We start from the raw sequence: 18,365 nt of genomic DNA, 5'->3' as shown, positions 1-18,365 counted from the left end.
AGCAGGTGAATGAAATGAATCAGACGATGACGGTTCGTGAACAGGTGTCCGCATTGGCGGACGGTCATTTGCATGGCGAGGAGTTCGCGCGGGCCATCGACGCCGTCTGCGCGGAAGAAGACGCGCGCGGTGCCTGGCGCGCCTATCACCTGGTGGGCGACATCCTGCGCTCGGGTGCCCATTCGCCCTGCAGCGACAGCAACGCATTCCTGGCCCGCTTCCAGCAGCGCCTGGCCGCGGAGCCCGCCATTGCGGCGCCGGCACGGGTGCCGGCCGCTGAACCCGCGGTGCTGACGGCGCGCCGCAGGGCCGAGGCAGCCAATGAGCCGGTGTTCCGCTGGAAGCTGGTGGCCGGCGCGGCGTCGCTGGTGGCGGTTGCCGCGATCAGCTGGACCCTGGTCGGGAACGGCATCGGCGTGCCTTCGCCGGGTGCCCAGATCGCAGCAGCGCAGCCGCAGCCGGCCGCCAATTCCGTGCTGGCCGCCGCGGCCGCCAACAGCCAGCTTCCGCCCACCGCCGCGCTCACGCCAACCCGCGTGATGGTCGGAAACGGCAGCCCGCAGGTCATGCTGCGCGATCCGCGGCTCGACCAATTGCTCGAAGCGCACCAGCAAGCTGGCGGCGCATCGCAAATGCCTTCGGGCTTCCTGCGCAACGCGACCTTCGAAGGCCCTGCGCGCTGAGCCGCGCCCGTCTCTCTCCAATGACCGTTCAGATGCCGATCTCCGCACGCGCGTTCGCGCTGGTGTTCGCTGCTTTTTGTTTTGCGCAGATCGCGGCCGCGCAGACCCGGCCCGGACTGGCGAACGCCAAGGGGACGGCCTCGGCCCAGGCGGGCGATGCGCCGCCCCCGATGAGCGTCGTCGAATGGCTGCAGCGCATGCACACCGGGGCGCGGCAGCGCAATTACATCGGCACCTTCGTGGTGTCGGCCGCGGGCGGCGACCTGTCGAGCGCGCGCATCTGGCATGTGCGCGACGGCGACCTGCAGATCGAGCGCATCGAGGCGCTGTCGGGGCCGCCGCGCTCCACGTTCAGGCGCAACCACCATGTGATGACCTTCCTGCCCGAGGCGAAGGTCGTGAAGGTCGAGAAGCGCGAGAACCTCGACCTGTTCCCCAATCTGCCCGACAAGCCCGATTCGTCGATCGGCGATTTCTACGACGTTCGCGCCGTCGGCAAGGACCGCGTGGCGGGCTTCGATGCCGACGTGGTGCAGCTGGTGCCGCACGACGGACTGCGCTTCGGCTACCGCATCTGGAGCGAACGCCGCTCCGGCCTCGTGGTCAAGCTGCAGACCGTGGACGCCGAATCCCGCGTGGTGGAGCAATCGGCGTTTTCCGAATTGCAGCTCGACGCACCGATCAAGGCGCAGGCGCTCGCGCAGATGATGAGCAACACCAGCGGCTACCGCGTCGAAAAGCTGGAGCTCGAACGCACCAGCGCGCAGGACGAAGGCTGGGTGCTCAAGGCCCCGGTGGCCGGCTTCAAGCCGCGCAGCTTCTACCGGCGTCCGGCCGGCAGCGACAGCAAGGCGGGGCAGGACCGCACCGTCCAGTGGACATTCTCCGATGGCCTGGCCTCGGTGTCGCTTTTCATCGAGCGTTACGATGAAAAGCGTGCGCCGCGCGACGGCGTGCTGACGATCGGGGCCACCAACGCGATTCGCCGGCGATTGCCCGAGCCGGCGAGCGACTGGTGGCTGACCGCGGTGGGCGAGGTGCCGCAGCAGACGCTCAATGCGTTCGCTCAAAGCCTGGCGCGCACGCGCTGACCCGCTGCGCTTGCGCTGCGGATGGCGCTGAACCAAGTCGATATCACCGACTCATAGCTCTTCTTCTTTTGGCCGCTCTGTTCTTTTGAAAGAAAACCGATGATGTTCAAAGTCGAGGGACACAAGCTTCGTTCCTATCTCTTCGCATTCGGCATGGCCTGCTCGGCTGCCGTGGCGTTCGTGCCGGCCGCGCCGGCCATGGCGCAGACGCCGCAGGCGCGCGGACTGCCCGATTTCGCCGATCTGGTGGAGCAGGTGGGGCCGGCGGTGGTCGGTATCCGCACGGTCGAGAAAGTGACTTCGGGCGGCGGCAGCGGCGAAATGGACGAGGAGATGCAGGAGTTCTTCCGCCGCTTCTTCGGGCAGCCGCTGCCGGGCAACCCGCGTCCGGGCCCGCGCCCGAACCGGCCGCAGCAGCCGCAGGAGGAAGAGCGTCCGCGCGGCGTGGGCTCGGGCTTCATCCTGTCGGCCGACGGCTACGTCATGACCAATGCCCACGTGATCGAGGATGCCTCCGAAATCCTCGTCACGCTGACCGACAAGCGCGAATTCAAGGCCAAGCTGATCGGTGCCGACAAGCGCAGCGACGTTGCCGTGGTCAAGATCGAGGCGACCAGCCTGCCGGTGGTGAAGATCGGCGACATCTCGAAGCTGCGCGTCGGCGAATGGGTCATGGCCATCGGTTCGCCCTTCGGCCTGGAGAACACCGTGACCGCCGGCATCGTGAGCGCGAAGCAGCGCGACACCGGCGACCTCGTGCCCCTGATCCAGACCGACGTGGCCATCAACCCCGGCAACTCGGGCGGCCCGCTGATCAACCTGCGCGGCGAAGTGGTGGGCATCAACAGCCAGATCTATTCGCGCTCGGGCGGCTACATGGGCATCTCGTTCTCGATCCCGATCGACGAGGCGATCCGCGTCAGCGACCAGCTGCGCGCCACCGGCCGCGTTTCGCGCGGGCTGATCGGCGTGACCATCGGCTCGGTCTCCAAGGACGTGGCCGAATCCATCGGCCTGGGCAAGGCGCGCGGTGCGCTCGTGAGCAGCGTGGTGCCGGGTTCGGCGGCCGACAAGGCCGGCGTGCGCGAGGGCGACATCATCACCAAGTACGGCGACAAGCTCATCGAAACCCCCAGCGACCTGTCGCGCTCGGTGGCCAGCACCAAGCCCGGCGCCAGGAACACGCTGACGGTGTTCCGCAACGGCAGCACGCGCGAGCTCTCGGTCACCGTGGCCGAGGGCGATCCGGAAGCCAAGCCGTCCAGCAAGCGCCAGCCCGAGCGCGAGGAGCCGCAGGCCAAGCCGTCGGCGGCCGGCAAGGCACTCGGCCTCGTGGTGAGCGATCTGACCGACGCGCAGAAGAAGGAGCTCAAGATGCGCGGCGGCGTGCGCATCGAGGCGGCAAGCGATGGGGCTGCGCGGGCCGGGCTGCGCGAAGGGGACGTGATCCTGGCCGTGGGCAACATCGAGGTCTCGAGCGTCAAGGAGTTCGAGACCGCGGTCGCCAAGGCCGACAAGGGCAAGCCCCTGAGCGTGCTGTTCCGTCGCGGCGAGTGGGCCCAGTACGCCCTGATCCGCCCCGCACGCTGATCCGGCCTTTCCGTCAAGTGGCCCCACCCGTCACTCGGGTTTGGGGCCTATTTTTTGAGGTGTTTGCGACGCTGGAGCGCCCGGTTTCAAAAAAATTTCCGGGCCAAAAGCGGCCCAGATTTGTTTGCGTCCACTAACTTTCTAAGAGGCTTAGGACGATTTTCGGTAGAATAGAAGCCATTGGGCAGCGGGTCCGCGCATAAGGGGAGAGCTTTCCTCCACCATGCGAGATCTCAGACAGCAGTCCACCGGCGCTCCACAGATCGCCCACAAGTTGTTCATGGAGTGCTCCACCGATCTTGTGGATAAGTTGTTTATATCTTTGATGTTGTGGACCTGCAACGACCCGTTTTGACCCTGTCCCCGGATGTACGTGCCTCCCTTTTTGCCTACAATGAAGTTCCAACTACTGCAGTTGCCATTGCTTGTTGGTTCAGGGCGCGTCTCCAGAAGACGCGCCCTTTTTTCTTGCCTGTCGCACTCTGCGCACGAGCCAATTCAAGTACTTAAGCGTTCCCGTTGATGAATCACATCAGAAATTTTTCGATCATTGCGCACATCGACCACGGCAAGTCGACGCTCGCGGACCGTTTGATCCAGCGTTGCGGCGGCCTCGCGGAACGCGAGATGGAAGCGCAGGTGCTCGACTCGATGGACATCGAAAAAGAGCGTGGGATAACCATCAAGGCGCAGACCGCCGCGCTGCACTACAAGGCACTCGATGGGCAGGTCTACAACCTCAATCTGATCGACACGCCGGGCCACGTCGACTTCTCTTATGAAGTGAGCCGTTCGCTGTCGGCGTGCGAAGGCGCGCTGCTCGTCGTCGATGCATCGCAGGGCGTCGAAGCGCAGACCGTGGCCAACTGCTACACCGCGCTCGACCTCGGCGTCGAGGTGGTGCCGGTGCTCAACAAGATGGATCTGCCCAACGCGGACCCGGACAACGCGCGCAGCGAAATCGAGGACGTGATCGGCATCGACGCGACCGATGCGATTCCGTGTTCCGCCAAGACGGGCCTGGGCATCGACGAGATCCTCGAAGCCATCGTGCACAAGATGCCCGCGCCGCGCGGCAATCCCGACGGCCCGCTGCGCGCGATGATCGTCGACAGCTGGTTCGATCCCTACGTGGGCGTGGTCATGCTGGTGCGCGTGGTGGACGGCCGCCTGGTGAAGGGCGAGCGCATCAAGATGATGGCGTCCGGCGCCATGTACAACGCCGACAACATCGGCGTCTTCACGCCGGCCAACGAACCGCGCGCATCGCTCGAGGCCGGCGAGGTGGGCTACATCATCGCGGGCATCAAGGAGCTGCAGGCCGCCAAGGTCGGCGACACCGTGACGCTGATCAAGCCGGGCACGGGCGGCGCGGCCGCCACCGCCACCGAGGCGCTGCCGGGCTTCAAGGAAATCCAGCCGCAGGTGTTTGCCGGCCTCTATCCGACCGAGGCCAGCGAGTACGACTCGCTGCGCGACGCGCTCGAAAAGCTCAAGCTCAACGATTCGTCGCTGCGCTACGAGCCCGAGGTGAGCCAGGCGCTGGGCTTCGGCTTCCGCTGCGGCTTTCTGGGCCTGCTGCACATGGAGATCGTGCAGGAGCGGCTGGAGCGCGAGTTCGACCAGGACCTGATCACGACCGCGCCGAGCGTGGTCTACCAGGTGGTGCGCAACGACGGCGAAGTCATCATGGTCGAGAACCCGTCCAAGATGCCCGACGTCGGCAAGATGAGCGAGATCCGCGAGCCGATCGTCACCGTGCACCTCTACATGCCGCAGGAATACGTCGGTGCGGTGATGACGCTGGCCAACCAGAAGCGCGGCGTGCAGATGAACATGGCCTACCACGGCCGCCAGGTCATGCTGACCTACGAGATGCCGCTCGGCGAAATCGTGCTCGACTTCTTCGACAAGCTCAAGTCGGTGAGCCGCGGCTATGCCTCGATGGACTACGAGTTCAAGGAATATCGCGCGTCCGACGTGGTCAAGGTCGACATCCTGCTGAACGGCGAGAAGGTCGATGCGCTGTCGATCATCGTGCACCGCAGCCAGTCGCAGTACCGCGGCCGGGCGGTGGTCTCGAAGATGCGCGAGATCATTTCGCGCCAGATGTTCGACGTGGCGATCCAGGCCGCCATCGGGGTCAACATCATTGCGCGTGAGACAATCAAGGCGCTGCGCAAGAACGTTCTTGCCAAGTGCTACGGCGGCGACATCACCCGCAAGAAGAAGCTGCTCGAGAAGCAGAAGGCGGGTAAGAAAAGAATGAAGCAGATCGGCTCCGTCGAGGTCCCGCAAGAGGCCTTCCTCGCGATTCTGCAAGTCGAAGACTGATCTCAAAAATGGCATTCATCACTTCCCTGGTCCTCGCGGCCTTTGCCGGCTATGTCGGTGCCTGGTACTTTGGTGCCATCGAGGGCAATTTCGCGCTCCTGCTGTTCCTGGCGACGGTGGTCACCGGCCTGTACTGGCTGGCCGAGCGCTTCTACTTCCTGCCCCGGCGCGAGCGCGCCGCCGCGGCGCTCGAGGCCTCGCTGAGCGAGCGCAACACGCGCCTGGCCGGCCAGGGCATCACGCAGGTCGACACCGTCGACGCCAAGGCCAGCGAGCGCCTGCTGATGCAGCCGTGGTGGCTCGACTGGACCGCGGGGCTGTTCCCGGTGATCCTGGTGGTGTTCCTGCTGCGCTCGTTCCTGTACGAGCCCTTCAAGATTCCGTCGGGTTCGATGATGCCGACGCTGCTCACGGGCGACCTGATCCTGGTGAACAAGTTCACCTACGGCCTGCGCCTGCCGGTCATCAACACCAAGATCACCGACGGCACGCCGCTGGCGCGCGGCGACGTGGTGGTGTTCCGCTATCCGCCCAAGCCGAGCATGGACTACATCAAGCGCGTGGTCGGCATCCCGGGCGACGAAGTGGCCTACCTGAACAAGAAGCTCACCATCAACGGCCAGCCGGTCTCCAAGACCCCGATGCCCGACTACCTCGACAGCGAGTCGATGCGCCTGCTCCGGCAGTTCAACGAAGACCTCGGCGGCAAGCAGCACAGGCTGCTCAACGACGATGCCGGTCCGGCTTTCGTGCAGGGTGCCAGCGACTTCCCGTACCGCGAGAACTGCCGCTACTCCGTCGAAGGCGTGGTCTGCAAGGTGCCGGCCGGCAACTACTTCATGATGGGCGACAACCGCGATAATTCGGCGGACTCGCGTTTCTGGGGCTTCGTTCCGGACAAGAACATCGTGGGCAGGGCGTTCTTCGTCTGGATGAACTTCGGCGACCTGGGTCGCATCGGTCCATTCCAATAAGCAGTCAGCATTGTTCGAGGGGTAAGAGGGCATGAGAACAAATCGGTCCATCCGCAGCAGGGCCGCGCAACAGCGCGGCATCTCGTTCATCGGTCTGGTGTTCGTCGCCGTGGTGCTGGGTTGCGTCGGCGTCGTCGTCGCGCAGGTCATCCCGACGCTGATCGAATGGCAGGCCATCGACAAGGCCGCCAACAAGGCCAAGGAAGGCACCACCGTGCCCGAAGTGCGCGCGATCTTCGACAGGGCCCAGGCCATCGACGACTTCCAGTCGGTCTCGGGCAAGGACCTCGACATCAAGAAGGTCGGCGACAAGGTGGTCGTCTCGTATGCCTACGAGCGCGAGATTCCCTTGTTCGGGCCGGCCTTCCTGGTGCTCAAGTACAAGGGCCAGACCCGCTGAACGCGGCGACACGCAAGGTGGACGGCGGCCTCACGGCGCTGCAGGAGCGCCTCAAGCATTCGTTCTCCGACACGCGGCTGCTCCAGCTCGCGCTCACGCACCGCAGTTTTTCGGCCGACCACAACGAGCGCCTCGAATTTCTCGGCGACTCGGTGCTCAATCTCGCGGTCTCGCACCTGCTCTACACCCGCCTCTCTGCCCTGCCCGAGGGCGACCTGTCGCGCGTGCGGGCCAACCTGGTCAAGCAGGACACCCTGCACCGCCTGGCGCTGGAACTGCAGCTGTCGCCGCTGCTGCGGCTCGGCGAGGGCGAGGCGCGCTCCGGCGGGCCCAACCGGCCCTCGATCCTGGCCGACGCGCTCGAGGCGCTGATCGGCGCGGTCTACCTCGATGCCGGCTTTTCGGCCGCCGAGGCGCTGGTGCGGCGGCTCTACGAGTCGGTCGAGATCAATCCGCGCATGGACGCGGTGGCCAAGGATCCGAAGACCGAATTGCAGGAATGGCTGCAGGGTCACAAAATGAAGCTGCCGGTGTACCGCGTGGCGGCCACGCTCGGCGCAGCGCACAAGCAGACCTTCGATGTCGAGTGCGAGGTGCCGGAGCTGGGCCTGCGCGAACGCGGCATCGGTGGTTCGCGGCGCGCCGGCGAGCAGGCTGCCGCGGCGGCCATGTTGATCCGGCTCAAGGCACGCGGGGCCGCGTGAAATCAGAATGAACGACGCTATCAATTCAGCAGCAGAATCCCAGGGCCCGGCGGGCGATACGGGCGCAAGCGGCCCACAGCACTGCGGCCTGATCGCCATCGTCGGCAAGCCCAATGTGGGCAAGTCGACGCTGCTCAATGCGCTGGTGGGGCAGAAGATCAGCATCACCTCGCGCAAGGCGCAGACCACGCGGCACCGCATCACGGGCATGCGCACGCTGGGCGCCACGCAGTTCGTGTTCGTCGACACGCCGGGCTTCCAGACCCTGCATGCCAACGCGCTCAACAAGTCGCTCAACAAGACCGTGCAGGGCGCGGTCGGCGACGTGGACCTGATCCTCTTCGTGGTGGAAGCCGGCAGCTTCACGCCGGCCGACGAGCGGGTGCTCAAGCTGCTCGGCAAGGGCATCCCGACCGTGCTGCTCGCCAACAAGCTCGACAACGTGCATCGCCGCGGCGACATCGCGCCCTGGCTGCAGACCATGCAGGCGAAGCACTCCTTCGCCGAGTTCGTGCCGATGTCGGCCAAGAATGCCAAGGATGTCGAGCGCCTGTTCGGCATCTGCGAGAAGTACCTGCCCGAGCAGCCCTGGTTCTATGCCGAGGACGAGCTCACCGACCGCAGCGAGAAGTTCCTCGCGGGCGAGCTGGTGCGCGAAAAGCTGTTCCGCCTGACCGGCGACGAACTGCCCTACACCTCGACCGTGATCATCGACAAGTTCGAGGAAGAGCCGCCGCAGAAAAAGGGCCAGAAGCGCCTGCTGCGCATCGCCGCCACCATCGTGGTGGAGCGCGACGGCCACAAGGCCATGGTGATCGGAGACAAGGGCGAGCGCATCAAGCGCATCGGCATGGAAACCCGCGTCGAGCTCGAAAAGCTGGCCGACGCCAAGGTGTTCCTCGAACTGTGGGTCAAGGTGCGCTCGGGTTGGGCCGACGACGAGGCCCGCGTGCGTTCGTTCGGCTACGAATGAAGTGGCCGCTGCCCACCGCGTTTCGCACGAACCCGCGTACGTGCTCCATCGCTACGACTGGAGCGAGTCGAGCCTGATCCTCGAGGTCTTCACCCGCCACCACGGGCGCATCGCGCTGGTGGCCAAGGGGGCGAAGCGGCCGAGTTCCAATTTCAGGCCGGTGCTGCTGCCGCTGCAGCCGCTGCAGCTCAACTACGGCGGCGACGCCGAGATCCGCACGCTCAAGGGCGCCGAGTGGATGGGCGGCCACGTCATGCCGACCGGCGAGGCGCTGCTCTCGGGCTACTACGTCAACGAACTGCTGCTGCGCCTGCTGGCGCGGGACGATGCCCACGAGGCGCTGTTCGATGCCTATGCGGGCGTGGTCCAGGTGCTGGCCGGCGACCATGCCGGCGCGCAGGCCGCCACCCAGGCCGCGGCGCTGCGCGCCTTCGAGCTGCTGCTGCTGCGCGAAGTGGGCCTCCTGCCGTCGCTCGACGTGCAGACCCTCACGCTCGAGCCGCTCGTGGCCGATGCCCGCTACACCCTGGTGCCCGAAGCCGGCCTGCGGCTGGCGGCCGAAGGCGAGGCGGCGCTGTCCGGTGCCGACTGGCAGTCGCTGCAGGGCGTGCTCGACGACCGCGCGCCCTTCACGGCCACGCTGCGCGAGATCGCCACCATGAACGCCGGCAGCAACAGCGCCCTCAGGAACCAGCTGCGCGCGCTGCTCAACTACCATTGCGGTGTGTCCACGCTGCGCACGCGGCAGATGATGAGAGATTTGCAAGCCCTATGAGCACTTCCGGCCAATCCGCTACCACCTCGCTGTCGGTCAACCTCAACAAGGTGGCCCTGGTGCGCAATACGCGCCATCTCGGCATTCCGAGCGTGCTCACCGCCGCCAAGGCCTGCCTTGCCGCCGGAGCGCAGGGCATCACCGTGCACCCGCGGCCCGACGAGCGCCACATCCGGCCGCACGACGTGAGCGACCTGGCCGCGCTGCTGGCCAGGGACTGGCCCGCGATCGAGTTCAACATCGAAGGCAACCCCTTCCACAACCTGATGGACTTCGTGCGCGCGCTGAAGCCGCACCAGGCCACCTTCGTGCCCGACAGCGAAACCCAGTCGACCAGCGACCATGGCTGGAGCTTCCCCGAAGACGCCGAGCGGCTGCGCCCGCTGATTGCCGAAGCCAAGGCGCTGGGCGTGCGCGTGAGCCTCTTCATGGACCCCATTCCCGAGATGATGGCCGCGGCCAAGGCGGTGGGCGCCGACCGTGTCGAGCTCTATACCGAGGGCTATGCCTCATCGCGCGGCACGCCGGACGAGCAGGCCGTGCTGGCGCGCTATGTCGAAGCCGCCCGCGCGGCGCAGGCGGCGGGCCTCGGCCTCAATGCGGGCCACGACCTGAGCCGCGACAACCTCACGCCGTTCCTGCGTGCGGTGCGCGGCGTCCAGGAGGTGTCGATCGGGCATGCCTTCATCGCCGATGCGCTCGAACTCGGCTACGCCGCCACCACCAAGGAATACCTGCGCTGCATCCAAGAGGCGCAGTGAGCGCTGCAGCGGCATGATCTACGGCATTGGTACCGACATCTGCGATCTGCGGCGCATCGCAGCAACCTTCGAGCGCCAAGGCGAGCGCTTTGCCCACCGGGTGCTGAGCGACGCGGAATTCGCGGTCTGGAAGGCCCGCAGCGAACGCTGGCCGAAGCGCGGCCTGAGCTATCTCGCCACGCGTTTTTCCGCCAAGGAGGCCTTCAGCAAGGCCATCGGCCTGGGCATGCGCATGCCGATGAGCTGGCGCCTGTGCGAGATCGCCAACCTGCGCAGCGGCAAGCCCGTCATCGTGCTGCATGGCGAGCTCAAGGAGTGGTTCGAGGCCCGCGGCCTCACGGCCCACGTCACCGTGACCGACGAAACCGAATACGCCGCGAGCTTCGTGGTGGTGGAGAAACTATGACCGCCGGGCCCGCCCGTACCCACGCGCCGCTGATCATCGACGTGGCGGCGACCGAACTGAACGACGCCGACCGCCGGCGCATCGCCAATCCGCTGGTCGGCGGCGTGATCCATTTCGCCCGCAACTGGCAGGACCGTGCGCAGATGAGCGCGCTCAATGCCGAGATCAAGGCGATCCGCCCCGACCTGCTGATCTGCGTGGACCATGAAGGCGGCCGGGTGCAGCGCTTTCGCACCGACGGCTTCACGCGCCTGCCCTCGATGCGCGCGCTCGGCGAGCTGTGGATGCGCGACGCCATGCGCGCCACGCAGGCGGCCACCGCCGCCGGCCAGGTACTTGCCGCCGAACTGCGCGCCTGCGGCGTCGACTTCAGCTTTGCGCCGGTGCTCGACCTCGATTACGGCGGCAGCAGCGTGATCGGCGACCGCAGCTTCCACCGCGACCCGCGCGTGGCGGCGCTGCTGGCCAAGAGCCTGATGCACGGCATGCTGCAGATGGGCATGCGCAACTGCGGCAAGCACTTTCCGGGGCACGGCTTCGTCACCGCCGATTCGCATGTGGAAATCCCGGTCGACCGGCGCAGCCTCAAGGCCATCCTGGCCGACGATGCGCGGCCCTACGACTGGCTCGCGGGCACGCTCACCGCAGTGATGCCGGCGCACGTGATCTATCCGAAGGTCGACAAGCGGCCCGCGGGCTTTTCTTCCAGGTGGCTGGAGGACATCCTGCGCAGCAGGCTCGGTTTCGATGGCGCCATCTTCAGCGATGACCTGAGCATGGAAGCAGGGCGCTACATCGACGGCGAGCTGCTGAGCTATGCCGATGCCGCGCTGGCGGCACTCGATGCGGGCTGCGACCTGGCGATGCTGTGCAACCAGAGCATCGGCGATGGCCGCCCGCTCGACGAACTGCTCGACGGCTTTGCCGCCGCGGCCAGTGCGGGGCGCTGGCAGCCCGATGCGAACAGCGAGGCGCGCCGCCGGGCGCTGCTGCCGGAAACGCCGCCGCTCGGCTGGAACGCGCTCGCCGATTCGGCGGGCTATCGGCAGGCGAGGCAAGTGCTTGCGCAGGCCGGGCTTGCGGCGCCTCGACAGGGCGCCTGAGGGACGGCTACGGCGCGGCGCCCGGCGCCGGCAGCGAACTTGCCCACAGCCGCTCGCCGCCCGAATCCAGGTGCGTCAGGTACAGCCGGACATCGAATTCGAGCCGGTGGTAGTCCGGCTCCATGTGCTCGCAGAGCGCATAGAAGCTCTTGTCATGGTCGCGCTCCTTCATGTGCGCGAGCTCGTGGACCACGATCATGCGCAGCCATTCCAGCGGCACTTCCCTGAACAGGCTCGCCACCCGGATCTCGCGCTTGGTCTTGAGCTTGCTGCCCTGCACGCGCGAAACGGTGGTGTGGGTGCCGAGCGCATTGCGGATCACATGCAGCTTGCTGTCGAACGCCACCTTGGAAAGCGGCGGGGCCTTGCGCATGAAATCGCTCTTGAGCTCGCTCACGTAGTCGTAGAGCGCACGGTCCGTCTGCACCTCGTGAAGCGGGCCGGGATAGCGCTTGCGCAGCAGCGGCGCGAGCCCTTCGGTGGCGACCAGCTGCTGCACCTGCGCCAGCAGCGCGGATGGGTAGCCCGCGAGATATTTCATTTCATGCCACCGGTCCCGCGCAGGCGAGCCCGGTAGCCACGCCGCCGAACAGGTCGCCCTCGACCAGGTTGACGCCCGCGAAGCTCCTGCGCAAGGCCTGCTGGAACGGCCGCAGCGCCGAGGAGCCGCCCGTCAGGTAGATGGCGTCGAGGTCGCCGCTGCGCAGCCCTGCGCGCTTGACGCAGGCATGCGCGCAGGCAACCACGTTCTCGAGCAGCGGGGAAAGCTGCTGCGCCATGTCGGCGGGCGAGAGCGAGGCGGCCAGCCCCGGCTCGGCGCACGAGAGGTCGATGGCGGTGGGCGCATCGTTCACCGAGGCATCGATCTTCGCCTGCTCGACCTCGCTCGCAATGCGGTGGCCATGGCGCTCTTCCAGCACCGTCATCAGCCGGTCGTGCAGCCGCGTGTCGCTGTAGCTCGTGCGCAGGTCCTTGGCCTGCCGCACCGCCTTGGCCGCATAGAGCCAGTTGATCAGGTGCCAGGACGAAAGCTCGAAGAACACCTTGCTCGGCACTTCGCGCCCCTGCACGCCCGTGTGGCGAAAGCCGAATTCCGGCATGACGCGGTCCAGGTTCAGGCGCTGGTCGAAGTCGGTGCCGCCGATGTGCACGCCGCTGGTGGCCAGCACGTCGCTGCTGCGGTCCTCGCGCGCGGCGCGCTCCGGGCCGACGCGCACGACGGTGAAGTCGGAGGTGCCGCCGCCGACGTCGACGATCAGCACCAGCGATTCCTTCGCAACGCGCTGTTCGTAGTCGAAGGCCGCTGCAATCGGCTCGAGCTGAAAGGCGATGTCGCGGAACCCGGCTGCTCGGGCCGCGTGGCGCAGGCTTTCTTCCGCGCGTTCATCCCGTTTGGAATCGTCATCGACGAAGTGCACGGGCCGGCCGATGACGACGCGCTCCGGCACCCGGCCCAGTTCGCGGCCCGCCCGCACGGCCAGTTCGCGCAGGAAGCGCGCGATGATGTCCTCGAAGCTCACGAGGCCGTCATAGATGGCGGTCTTCTCCTGCATCAGCGCGCTGCCGAGCAGGCTCTTGAGCGAGCGCATCAGGCGCCCTTCGGTGCCCGAGAGGTACTGGCCGATGGCCTCGCGGCCGAAATGCGTCGTGCGGTCTTCGGCGTTGAAGAAGATCGCGGTCGGCAGCGTGGTGGCTGCGCCTTCGATGGGCAGCAGCCGGGCCGCGCCGTCGACCCGGCAGGCCACGGCGGAATTGGAGGTGCCGAAGTCGATGCCGATCGTCGGCAGCGACGACGGTAACTTCACGCTCAAGATTCCCTGCGCAGCGCCGGGAACAGGATCACGTCGCGGATGCTCGGCGAATCGGTCAGCAGCATCATCAGCCGGTCGATGCCGATGCCGCAGCCGCCGGTGGGCGGCATGCCGTATTCGAGGGCGCGCACGAAGTCGTGGTCGTAGAACATGGCCTCGTCGTCGCCGCTGTCCTTGGCGGCCACCTGCGCGTTGAAGCGCGCGGCCTGGTCCTCGGCGTCGTTGAGCTCGCTGAAGCCGTTGCCGAACTCGCGGCCCGTGATGTAGAGCTCGAAGCGCTCGGTGACCTCCGGGCGCTCGTCGTTGGCGCGCGCGAGCGGCGAAATTTCGGTCGGGTGCTCCATGATGAAAGTCGGCTGCCAGAGCTTCTCTTCCACCGTCTCTTCGAAGTACATGACCTGCAGGCTGGCGAGGCTGCGCTGCGAGAGCTTGTCCTTTTCTTCGCTCAGGCCGAGCTTGCGCAGGGCGTTGATGAGCCAGGCGCTGTCGTCGACGCCGGTGCCGGCTTCCGTGTACTTGAGGATGGCTTTGCGGATCGTCAGGCGCTCGAAGGGCTGGGTCAGGTCGACCGGCTTGCCCTGGTAGGTGAGCTGCTGCGTACCCACGGCCTTGTCGGCAATGGTGCGGATCAGCGTCTCGGTGAAGTCCATCAGGTCGCGGTAGTTCCAGTAGGCCGCGTAGAACTCCATCATCGTGAACTCGGGGTTGTGCCGCACCGAGATGCCCTCGTTGCGGTAGCTCCGGTTGATCTCGAACACGCGCTCGAAGCCGCCGACGATCAGGCGCTTGAGGTAGAGCTCGGGCGCGATGCGCAGGAACATCTCCTGGTCGAGCGCGTTGTGGTGCGTCTTGAAGGGCTTGGCATTGGCGCCGCCGGGAATGGGGTGCAGCATCGGCGTCTCGACTTCGAGGAAGCCGTGGCCCACCATGAATTCGCGCAGCGCGCTCACGGCCTTGCTGCGCGCGGTGAAGCGCACGCGGGCGGTTTCGTCGGTGATCAGGTCGACGTAGCGCTGGCGGTACTTCTGCTCCTGGTCGGCCATGCCGTGGAACTTGTCGGGCAGCGGGCGCAGGCTCTTGGTGAGCAGGCGCAGCTTGGTGACCTTGACCGACAGCTCGCCGGTCTTGGTCTTCATCAGCGTGCCTTCGGCGCCCACGATGTCGCCCAGGTCCCAGCGCTTGAACTCGGCGTAGGCTTCCTCGCCGATGGCATCGCGCGTGACGTAGAGCTGGATGCGGCTGGTGGCATCCTGCACCGTGGCGAAGCTGGCCTTGCCCATCACGCGCTTGAGCATCATGCGGCCGGCCACGCTCACGGCAACGGCCTGCGCCTCGAGCGCTTCGGCATCGGCGGCGCCATGCGCCTCGATCAGCGCGGCGGCGCGGTGGCCCGGCTTGAAGTCGTTCGGAAACGCGACCCCCTTGCCCTCGGCCTGGGCGGCGCGCATCAGCTTGAGCTTTTCGCGGCGCTCCGCGATGAGCTGGTTGTCGTCGACGGCGGGCGCGGCGGCCGGAGCTGCGGCGGGCGTGGGAATGGAGGGGATCAGGTGGTCGGACATGAAGTGCGGGTGGGGGCGCAACAAAAGCGAGCGCAACCCGGCATTTTAGCCGATCGGGTGCAAACGGAACCGGCCTCCAGTGCCCGCCAATCCTGCTCGAAACGCTATGAAAGAAGTAGCAATCTATTCAGTGATGCCCGCACGTGCCAGCAGATCGCTGACCAGCTCGAGCCGCATCAGCGGACTGTCGAGCTCCATGAGCCGCTGCCGCAGTTCGAGCTGCATGGGCACCAGTTCGCACCAGCGGTTGGCCACCCAGCCGCAATCGTCGAAGCGGTAGGGCTCGCCGACGGGCAGGCGCAGGGCCTCGGCGCCCTGCGCGCGGCGGCGTTCTTCGAGGGTATTGACGAGGCGCCGCAGCGCCGTGGCGGTGTGCTGGAGGTCCCCTGGAATTTCGAGCGCCGTGTCTTCGGCCACGGCCTCGACTTCGGCAACCCACAAGCCGTATTTCTGCAGTTCGGCGGCGCGGACCCGGAAGCGCTGCGTGCCGACGCATTCGATCTGCAGCAGGCCGCTTTGCGGCGAATCGAATTCGCGGATGACCGCCAGCGTGCCGACGGCCGCGAAGCTCTCCGCCTCGGCGCCGGCCTTGCGCACCTCGCTGCCGCTCGTGAGGCTGACCACGCCGAAGGGCGCGTCGGCCTTGCGGCATTTGCCGATCATGTCGAGATAACGTACTTCGAAAATACGCAGCGGGAGCACGCCGTCCGGAAACAGGACCGTGCCGAGCGGGAACAATGGCAGTGAATGCAAAAGGGGCTGTGTGGTCATCGATGAACCTTGCATGGCTATCATCGCATTCCCCTCACGACCACGCCCCATGCTCTACCAGATCCCCTCGTTCCTTCTCGACGTGATCGTCGGCCTGCTCGGCGGCGCCTGCCTGCTGCGCCTTTACATGCAGTACCACCGCGTGCCTTTCGGCAATCCGCTCGGGCGCTTCATATTCGCGATCACCGACTGGATCGTGCTGCCGCTGCGCCGCATCGTGCCGCCGGTGAAGCGCTGGGACCTGGCGAGCGCCATCGCGGCCTGGCTGCTCGTGCTGGCCAAGTTCCTGCTGCTGTGGCTCCTGATCGGCAACCTGGGCCGGATTGCCACCCTGCCGCTCGTTTCGCTGGTGGGGCTGCTGCAGCTCGCGGTGTCGGGGCTGACGGCGCTGCTGGTGGTCTATGCCGTGCTGTCGTGGATACCGGGCGCGTCGCCGATGCTGCTCGACCTGATCTCGCGGCTGGCCGAGCCGCTGGTGCGGCCGTTCCGCCGGTTCATCCCGCTGATCGGCGGCGTGGACCTGTCGCCCCTGGCCGCGATCGTGGTGCTGCAGGTGATTGCGATCGTGCTGGGCAACCTGCTGGTGCTGGCTTACCAGCTGGGTGCCTGATCGGTCTTTCGTTCAGCTGACCGCGTCGGCCGGCTGGCGCAGCAGCATGGCGAGCGTGCTCGCAATGGTCTTGCGCAGCTCGCGGCGGTCGCTGATGAAGTCGATCGCGCCCTTGGTCTGCAGGAACTCCGCGCGCTGGAAGCCTTCGGGCAAGGTCACGCGCACGGTCGATTCGATCACGCGCGGGCCGGCAAAGCCGATCAGCGCCTTGGGTTCGGCAATGACCACGTCGCCCACGAAGGCGAAGCCGGCCGAGACGCCGCCCATGGTCGGGTCGGTCAGCACGCTGATGTAGGGCAGGCCCTTCTTGGCGAGGCGCGTGAGCGCCGCGTTGGTCTTGGCCATCTGCATCAGCGAGAGCAGGCCTTCCTGCATGCGGGCGCCGCCGGTGGCGGTGAAGCAGATGAACGGCACCTTCTGCTCGATGGCCGTCTCGACGCCGCGCACGAAGCGCTCGCCGACCACGCTGCCCATGCTGCCGCCCATGAACTCGAATTCGAAGCAGGCCACGACCACGCTGATGCTGTGGACCGAGCCGCCCATGACGACCAGGGCGTCGGTCTCGCCGGTGTTCTCGAGCGCTTCCTTGAGCCGTTCGGGGTACTTGCGGCTGTCCTTGAACTTGAGCGCGTCGACCGGGAGCACTTCCTGGCCGACTTCGTAGCGGCCCTCGGCGTCGAGGAAGGCATCGAGCCGCGCGCGAGCGCCGATGCGGTGGTGGTGGCTGCAGCTCGGGCAGACGTTCTGGTTGTGTTCGAGGTCGGTCTTGTAGAGAACGGTCTCGCAGGCGGGGCACTTGATCCACAGGCCCTCGGGCACCTGGCGGCGCTCCGACGGGTCGGTTTGTGCGATCTTGGCGGGTAGCAGTTTTTCAAGCCAGCTCATAGGACTCCGATTTAGCTCCCCCCGCCCGCGTGCGGGAGAGGGGCTGGGTGAGGGCAGCAGCGATTATCGGCCAGCCGCGTTCTTGGGGGTAGCCGCCGGCAGGGCGTCGAGCGCCTCGCGGATGCCGGCGAGGAATTCGCGCACCGCAGGCACCACCTTCTCGCGCGGCTGTCCGTCGATCAGCTGGATGATCCTGGTGCCGATCACGACCGCATCGGCGGCCGAACCCACGGCCTGTGCCGTGCGCGCGTCGCGGATGCCGAAGCCCACGCCCACCGGGATGCTCACGTGCTCGCGGATGCGCGGGATCATCTGGCCGACCGCCTCGGTGTCGAGGTGGCCGGCGCCCGTCACTCCCTTGAGCGACACGTAGTAGACATAGCCGCTCGCGATGCGCGCAACCTGCGCCATGCGCTCGCTGGTGCTGGTGGGGGCGAGCAGAAAGATCAGGTCGATGCCCGCCGCCTTGAGGTCGGCGGCGAAAGCCTCGCACTCCTCGGGCGGGTAGTCGACCACCAGCAGGCCGTCGACGCCTGCAGCCGACGCATCGCGGATGAAGGCCTTCTTGCCATGCACGAGGTCGTAGCGCTCGACCGGGTTCGCATAGCCCATCAGCACCACGGGCGTCGCCGCGTCCTTCTGGCGGAAGGCGGCCACCATGGCGAGCACCTGCTTCATGCCGACGCCCAGCGCCAGCGCGGCCTCGCCGGCCTTCTGGATCACGGGGCCATCGGCCATCGGGTCGGAGAACGGCACGCCGAGCTCGATCACGTCGGCGCCGGCCTCGACCATGCCGTGCATCAGCTCGGGCGTGATGTCGGCAAAGGGGAAGCCGGCGGTGACGTAGGGAATCAGGGCGCGGCGGCCGTCTTTTTTCAGCGCGTCGAAGGTGGCGGCAATGCGGCCAGCGCGGGCCCCCACGCTCGCCACTTCGT

19 protein-coding genes are annotated in these 18,365 nt (G+C 66.8%); 13 read left to right on the top strand and 6 right to left on the bottom strand.

Annotated elements, in window-relative coordinates:
* Positions 1 to 14 precede the first annotated feature (14 nt).
* From AC1DMS_RS11355 to nagZ, 12 genes are all read left to right on the top strand, one after another.
* A complete protein-coding gene (locus tag AC1DMS_RS11355; protein ID WP_062362774.1) occupies positions 15 to 683 on the top strand; it encodes a sigma-E factor negative regulatory protein in 669 nt (222 codons plus the stop codon).
* Positions 684 to 703: 20 nt separating this feature from the next.
* Positions 704 to 1,774 carry a MucB/RseB C-terminal domain-containing protein gene (locus AC1DMS_RS11350; RefSeq protein ID WP_012746542.1) on the top strand — a complete coding sequence of 357 codons (1,071 nt, stop codon included), beginning with the start codon at positions 704 to 706 and terminating at the stop codon, positions 1,772 to 1,774.
* 99 nt (positions 1,775 to 1,873) lie between these two features.
* Complete coding sequence (locus AC1DMS_RS11345; RefSeq protein ID WP_012746543.1) at positions 1,874 to 3,364, top strand: DegQ family serine endoprotease; 1,491 nt, start codon at positions 1,874 to 1,876, stop codon at positions 3,362 to 3,364.
* A 522-nt stretch (positions 3,365 to 3,886) separates the two neighbouring features.
* Complete coding sequence (gene lepA, locus AC1DMS_RS11340; RefSeq protein WP_012746544.1) at positions 3,887 to 5,698, top strand: translation elongation factor 4; 1,812 nt, start codon at positions 3,887 to 3,889, stop codon at positions 5,696 to 5,698.
* 8 nt (positions 5,699 to 5,706) lie between these two features.
* On the top strand, positions 5,707 to 6,672 hold the full coding sequence (gene lepB / locus AC1DMS_RS11335) for a signal peptidase I (RefSeq protein ID WP_436287355.1): 966 nt from the start codon (positions 5,707 to 5,709) through the stop codon (positions 6,670 to 6,672).
* Between the two features lie 31 nt (positions 6,673 to 6,703).
* Positions 6,704 to 7,072: a DUF4845 domain-containing protein gene (locus tag AC1DMS_RS11330; RefSeq protein WP_478181008.1), complete on the top strand. Its 369-nt coding sequence runs from the start codon at positions 6,704 to 6,706 to the stop codon at positions 7,070 to 7,072.
* A 17-nt stretch (positions 7,073 to 7,089) separates the two neighbouring features.
* Complete coding sequence (gene rnc / locus AC1DMS_RS11325) at positions 7,090 to 7,776, top strand: ribonuclease III (RefSeq protein ID WP_012746547.1); 687 nt, start codon at positions 7,090 to 7,092, stop codon at positions 7,774 to 7,776.
* Between the two features lie 7 nt (positions 7,777 to 7,783).
* On the top strand, positions 7,784 to 8,749 hold the full coding sequence (gene era / locus AC1DMS_RS11320) for a GTPase Era (protein WP_018903253.1): 966 nt from the start codon (positions 7,784 to 7,786) through the stop codon (positions 8,747 to 8,749).
* Position 8,750: 1 nt separating this feature from the next.
* Entirely contained in the window at positions 8,751 to 9,524 is a 774-nt protein-coding gene (gene recO, locus AC1DMS_RS11315) for a DNA repair protein RecO (protein WP_012746549.1), read from the top strand.
* On the top strand, positions 9,521 to 10,285 hold the full coding sequence (locus tag AC1DMS_RS11310) for a pyridoxine 5'-phosphate synthase (RefSeq protein ID WP_436287356.1): 765 nt from the start codon (positions 9,521 to 9,523) through the stop codon (positions 10,283 to 10,285). Before recO ends, AC1DMS_RS11310 begins: the two co-directional genes overlap by 4 nt.
* 13 nt (positions 10,286 to 10,298) lie before the next feature.
* Entirely contained in the window at positions 10,299 to 10,691 is a 393-nt protein-coding gene (acpS, locus tag AC1DMS_RS11305) for a holo-ACP synthase (protein WP_012746551.1), read from the top strand.
* The gene (gene nagZ / locus AC1DMS_RS11300) at positions 10,688 to 11,794 is read left to right on the top strand and encodes a beta-N-acetylhexosaminidase (RefSeq protein ID WP_012746552.1); all 1,107 of its coding nucleotides are present in this window, start codon (positions 10,688 to 10,690) and stop codon (positions 11,792 to 11,794) included. The genes acpS and nagZ overlap by 4 nt, the downstream gene beginning before the upstream one ends.
* A gap of 7 nt (positions 11,795 to 11,801) precedes the next feature.
* Here the strand turns inward: nagZ and AC1DMS_RS11295 are convergent, their stop codons facing one another.
* The 4 genes from AC1DMS_RS11295 to AC1DMS_RS11280 all read right to left on the bottom strand — a co-directional run bounded on the left by AC1DMS_RS11295 (position 11,802) and on the right by AC1DMS_RS11280 (position 15,935).
* Entirely contained in the window at positions 11,802 to 12,335 is a 534-nt protein-coding gene (locus AC1DMS_RS11295; protein WP_478181007.1) for a M48 metallopeptidase family protein, read from the bottom strand.
* A 1-nt stretch (position 12,336) separates the two neighbouring features.
* On the bottom strand, positions 12,337 to 13,605 hold the full coding sequence (locus AC1DMS_RS11290) for an Hsp70 family protein (protein ID WP_478181006.1): 1,269 nt from the start codon (positions 13,603 to 13,605) through the stop codon (positions 12,337 to 12,339).
* Positions 13,602 to 15,164 carry a lysine--tRNA ligase gene (lysS, locus tag AC1DMS_RS11285; protein WP_478181005.1) on the bottom strand — a complete coding sequence of 521 codons (1,563 nt, stop codon included), beginning with the start codon at positions 15,162 to 15,164 and terminating at the stop codon, positions 13,602 to 13,604. Before lysS ends, AC1DMS_RS11290 begins: the two co-directional genes overlap by 4 nt.
* Positions 15,165 to 15,287: 123 nt before the next feature.
* On the bottom strand, positions 15,288 to 15,935 hold the full coding sequence (locus tag AC1DMS_RS11280; RefSeq protein WP_230537723.1) for an LON peptidase substrate-binding domain-containing protein: 648 nt from the start codon (positions 15,933 to 15,935) through the stop codon (positions 15,288 to 15,290).
* Positions 15,936 to 15,984: 49 nt separating this feature from the next.
* On the opposite strand from AC1DMS_RS11280, the gene AC1DMS_RS11275 reads away from it, so the two are divergent.
* Entirely contained in the window at positions 15,985 to 16,545 is a 561-nt protein-coding gene (locus tag AC1DMS_RS11275) for a YggT family protein (RefSeq protein ID WP_012746557.1), read from the top strand.
* 12 nt (positions 16,546 to 16,557) lie between these two features.
* Here AC1DMS_RS11275 and accD read toward each other — a convergent pair whose 3' ends face one another.
* Together accD and trpA are read right to left on the bottom strand one after the other, a co-directional pair.
* Positions 16,558 to 17,430 carry an acetyl-CoA carboxylase, carboxyltransferase subunit beta gene (accD, locus tag AC1DMS_RS11270; protein WP_012746558.1) on the bottom strand — a complete coding sequence of 291 codons (873 nt, stop codon included), beginning with the start codon at positions 17,428 to 17,430 and terminating at the stop codon, positions 16,558 to 16,560.
* Between the two features lie 63 nt (positions 17,431 to 17,493).
* Positions 17,494 to 18,351 carry a tryptophan synthase subunit alpha gene (trpA, locus tag AC1DMS_RS11265; protein WP_049808435.1) on the bottom strand — a complete coding sequence of 286 codons (858 nt, stop codon included), beginning with the start codon at positions 18,349 to 18,351 and terminating at the stop codon, positions 17,494 to 17,496.
* Positions 18,352 to 18,365: the final 14 nt, after the last annotated feature.

It is taken from the genome of Variovorax sp. 05T418, from assembly GCF_056396385.1.
Note: the sequence above shows the minus strand (reverse complement) of the source record. Positions and strands in the feature narration are given on the sequence as shown.

What these genes read in the sequence shown, in the direction of transcription:
- AC1DMS_RS11350 (WP_012746542.1), top strand. Translation starts at nt 704, where the DNA reads ATGACCGTTCAGATGCCGATCTCCGCACGCGCGTTCGCGCTGGTGTTC.
- accD (WP_012746558.1), bottom strand. Translation starts at nt 17,430, where the DNA reads ATGAGCTGGCTTGAAAAACTGCTACCCGCCAAGATCGCACAAACCGAC.
- AC1DMS_RS11295 (WP_478181007.1), bottom strand. Translation starts at nt 12,335, where the DNA reads ATGAAATATCTCGCGGGCTACCCATCCGCGCTGCTGGCGCAGGTGCAG.
- acpS (WP_012746551.1), top strand. Translation starts at nt 10,299, where the DNA reads ATGATCTACGGCATTGGTACCGACATCTGCGATCTGCGGCGCATCGCA.
- AC1DMS_RS11280 (WP_230537723.1), bottom strand. Translation starts at nt 15,935, where the DNA reads ATGACCACACAGCCCCTTTTGCATTCACTGCCATTGTTCCCGCTCGGC.
- AC1DMS_RS11330 (WP_478181008.1), top strand. Translation starts at nt 6,704, where the DNA reads ATGAGAACAAATCGGTCCATCCGCAGCAGGGCCGCGCAACAGCGCGGC.
- lepB (WP_436287355.1), top strand. Translation starts at nt 5,707, where the DNA reads ATGGCATTCATCACTTCCCTGGTCCTCGCGGCCTTTGCCGGCTATGTC.
- era (WP_018903253.1), top strand. Translation starts at nt 7,784, where the DNA reads ATGAACGACGCTATCAATTCAGCAGCAGAATCCCAGGGCCCGGCGGGC.
- lepA (WP_012746544.1), top strand. Translation starts at nt 3,887, where the DNA reads ATGAATCACATCAGAAATTTTTCGATCATTGCGCACATCGACCACGGC.
- AC1DMS_RS11275 (WP_012746557.1), top strand. Translation starts at nt 15,985, where the DNA reads ATGCTCTACCAGATCCCCTCGTTCCTTCTCGACGTGATCGTCGGCCTG.
- nagZ (WP_012746552.1), top strand. Translation starts at nt 10,688, where the DNA reads ATGACCGCCGGGCCCGCCCGTACCCACGCGCCGCTGATCATCGACGTG.
- lysS (WP_478181005.1), bottom strand. Translation starts at nt 15,164, where the DNA reads ATGTCCGACCACCTGATCCCCTCCATTCCCACGCCCGCCGCAGCTCCG.
- AC1DMS_RS11345 (WP_012746543.1), top strand. Translation starts at nt 1,874, where the DNA reads ATGATGTTCAAAGTCGAGGGACACAAGCTTCGTTCCTATCTCTTCGCA.
- AC1DMS_RS11310 (WP_436287356.1), top strand. Translation starts at nt 9,521, where the DNA reads ATGAGCACTTCCGGCCAATCCGCTACCACCTCGCTGTCGGTCAACCTC.
- AC1DMS_RS11355 (WP_062362774.1), top strand. Translation starts at nt 15, where the DNA reads ATGAATCAGACGATGACGGTTCGTGAACAGGTGTCCGCATTGGCGGAC.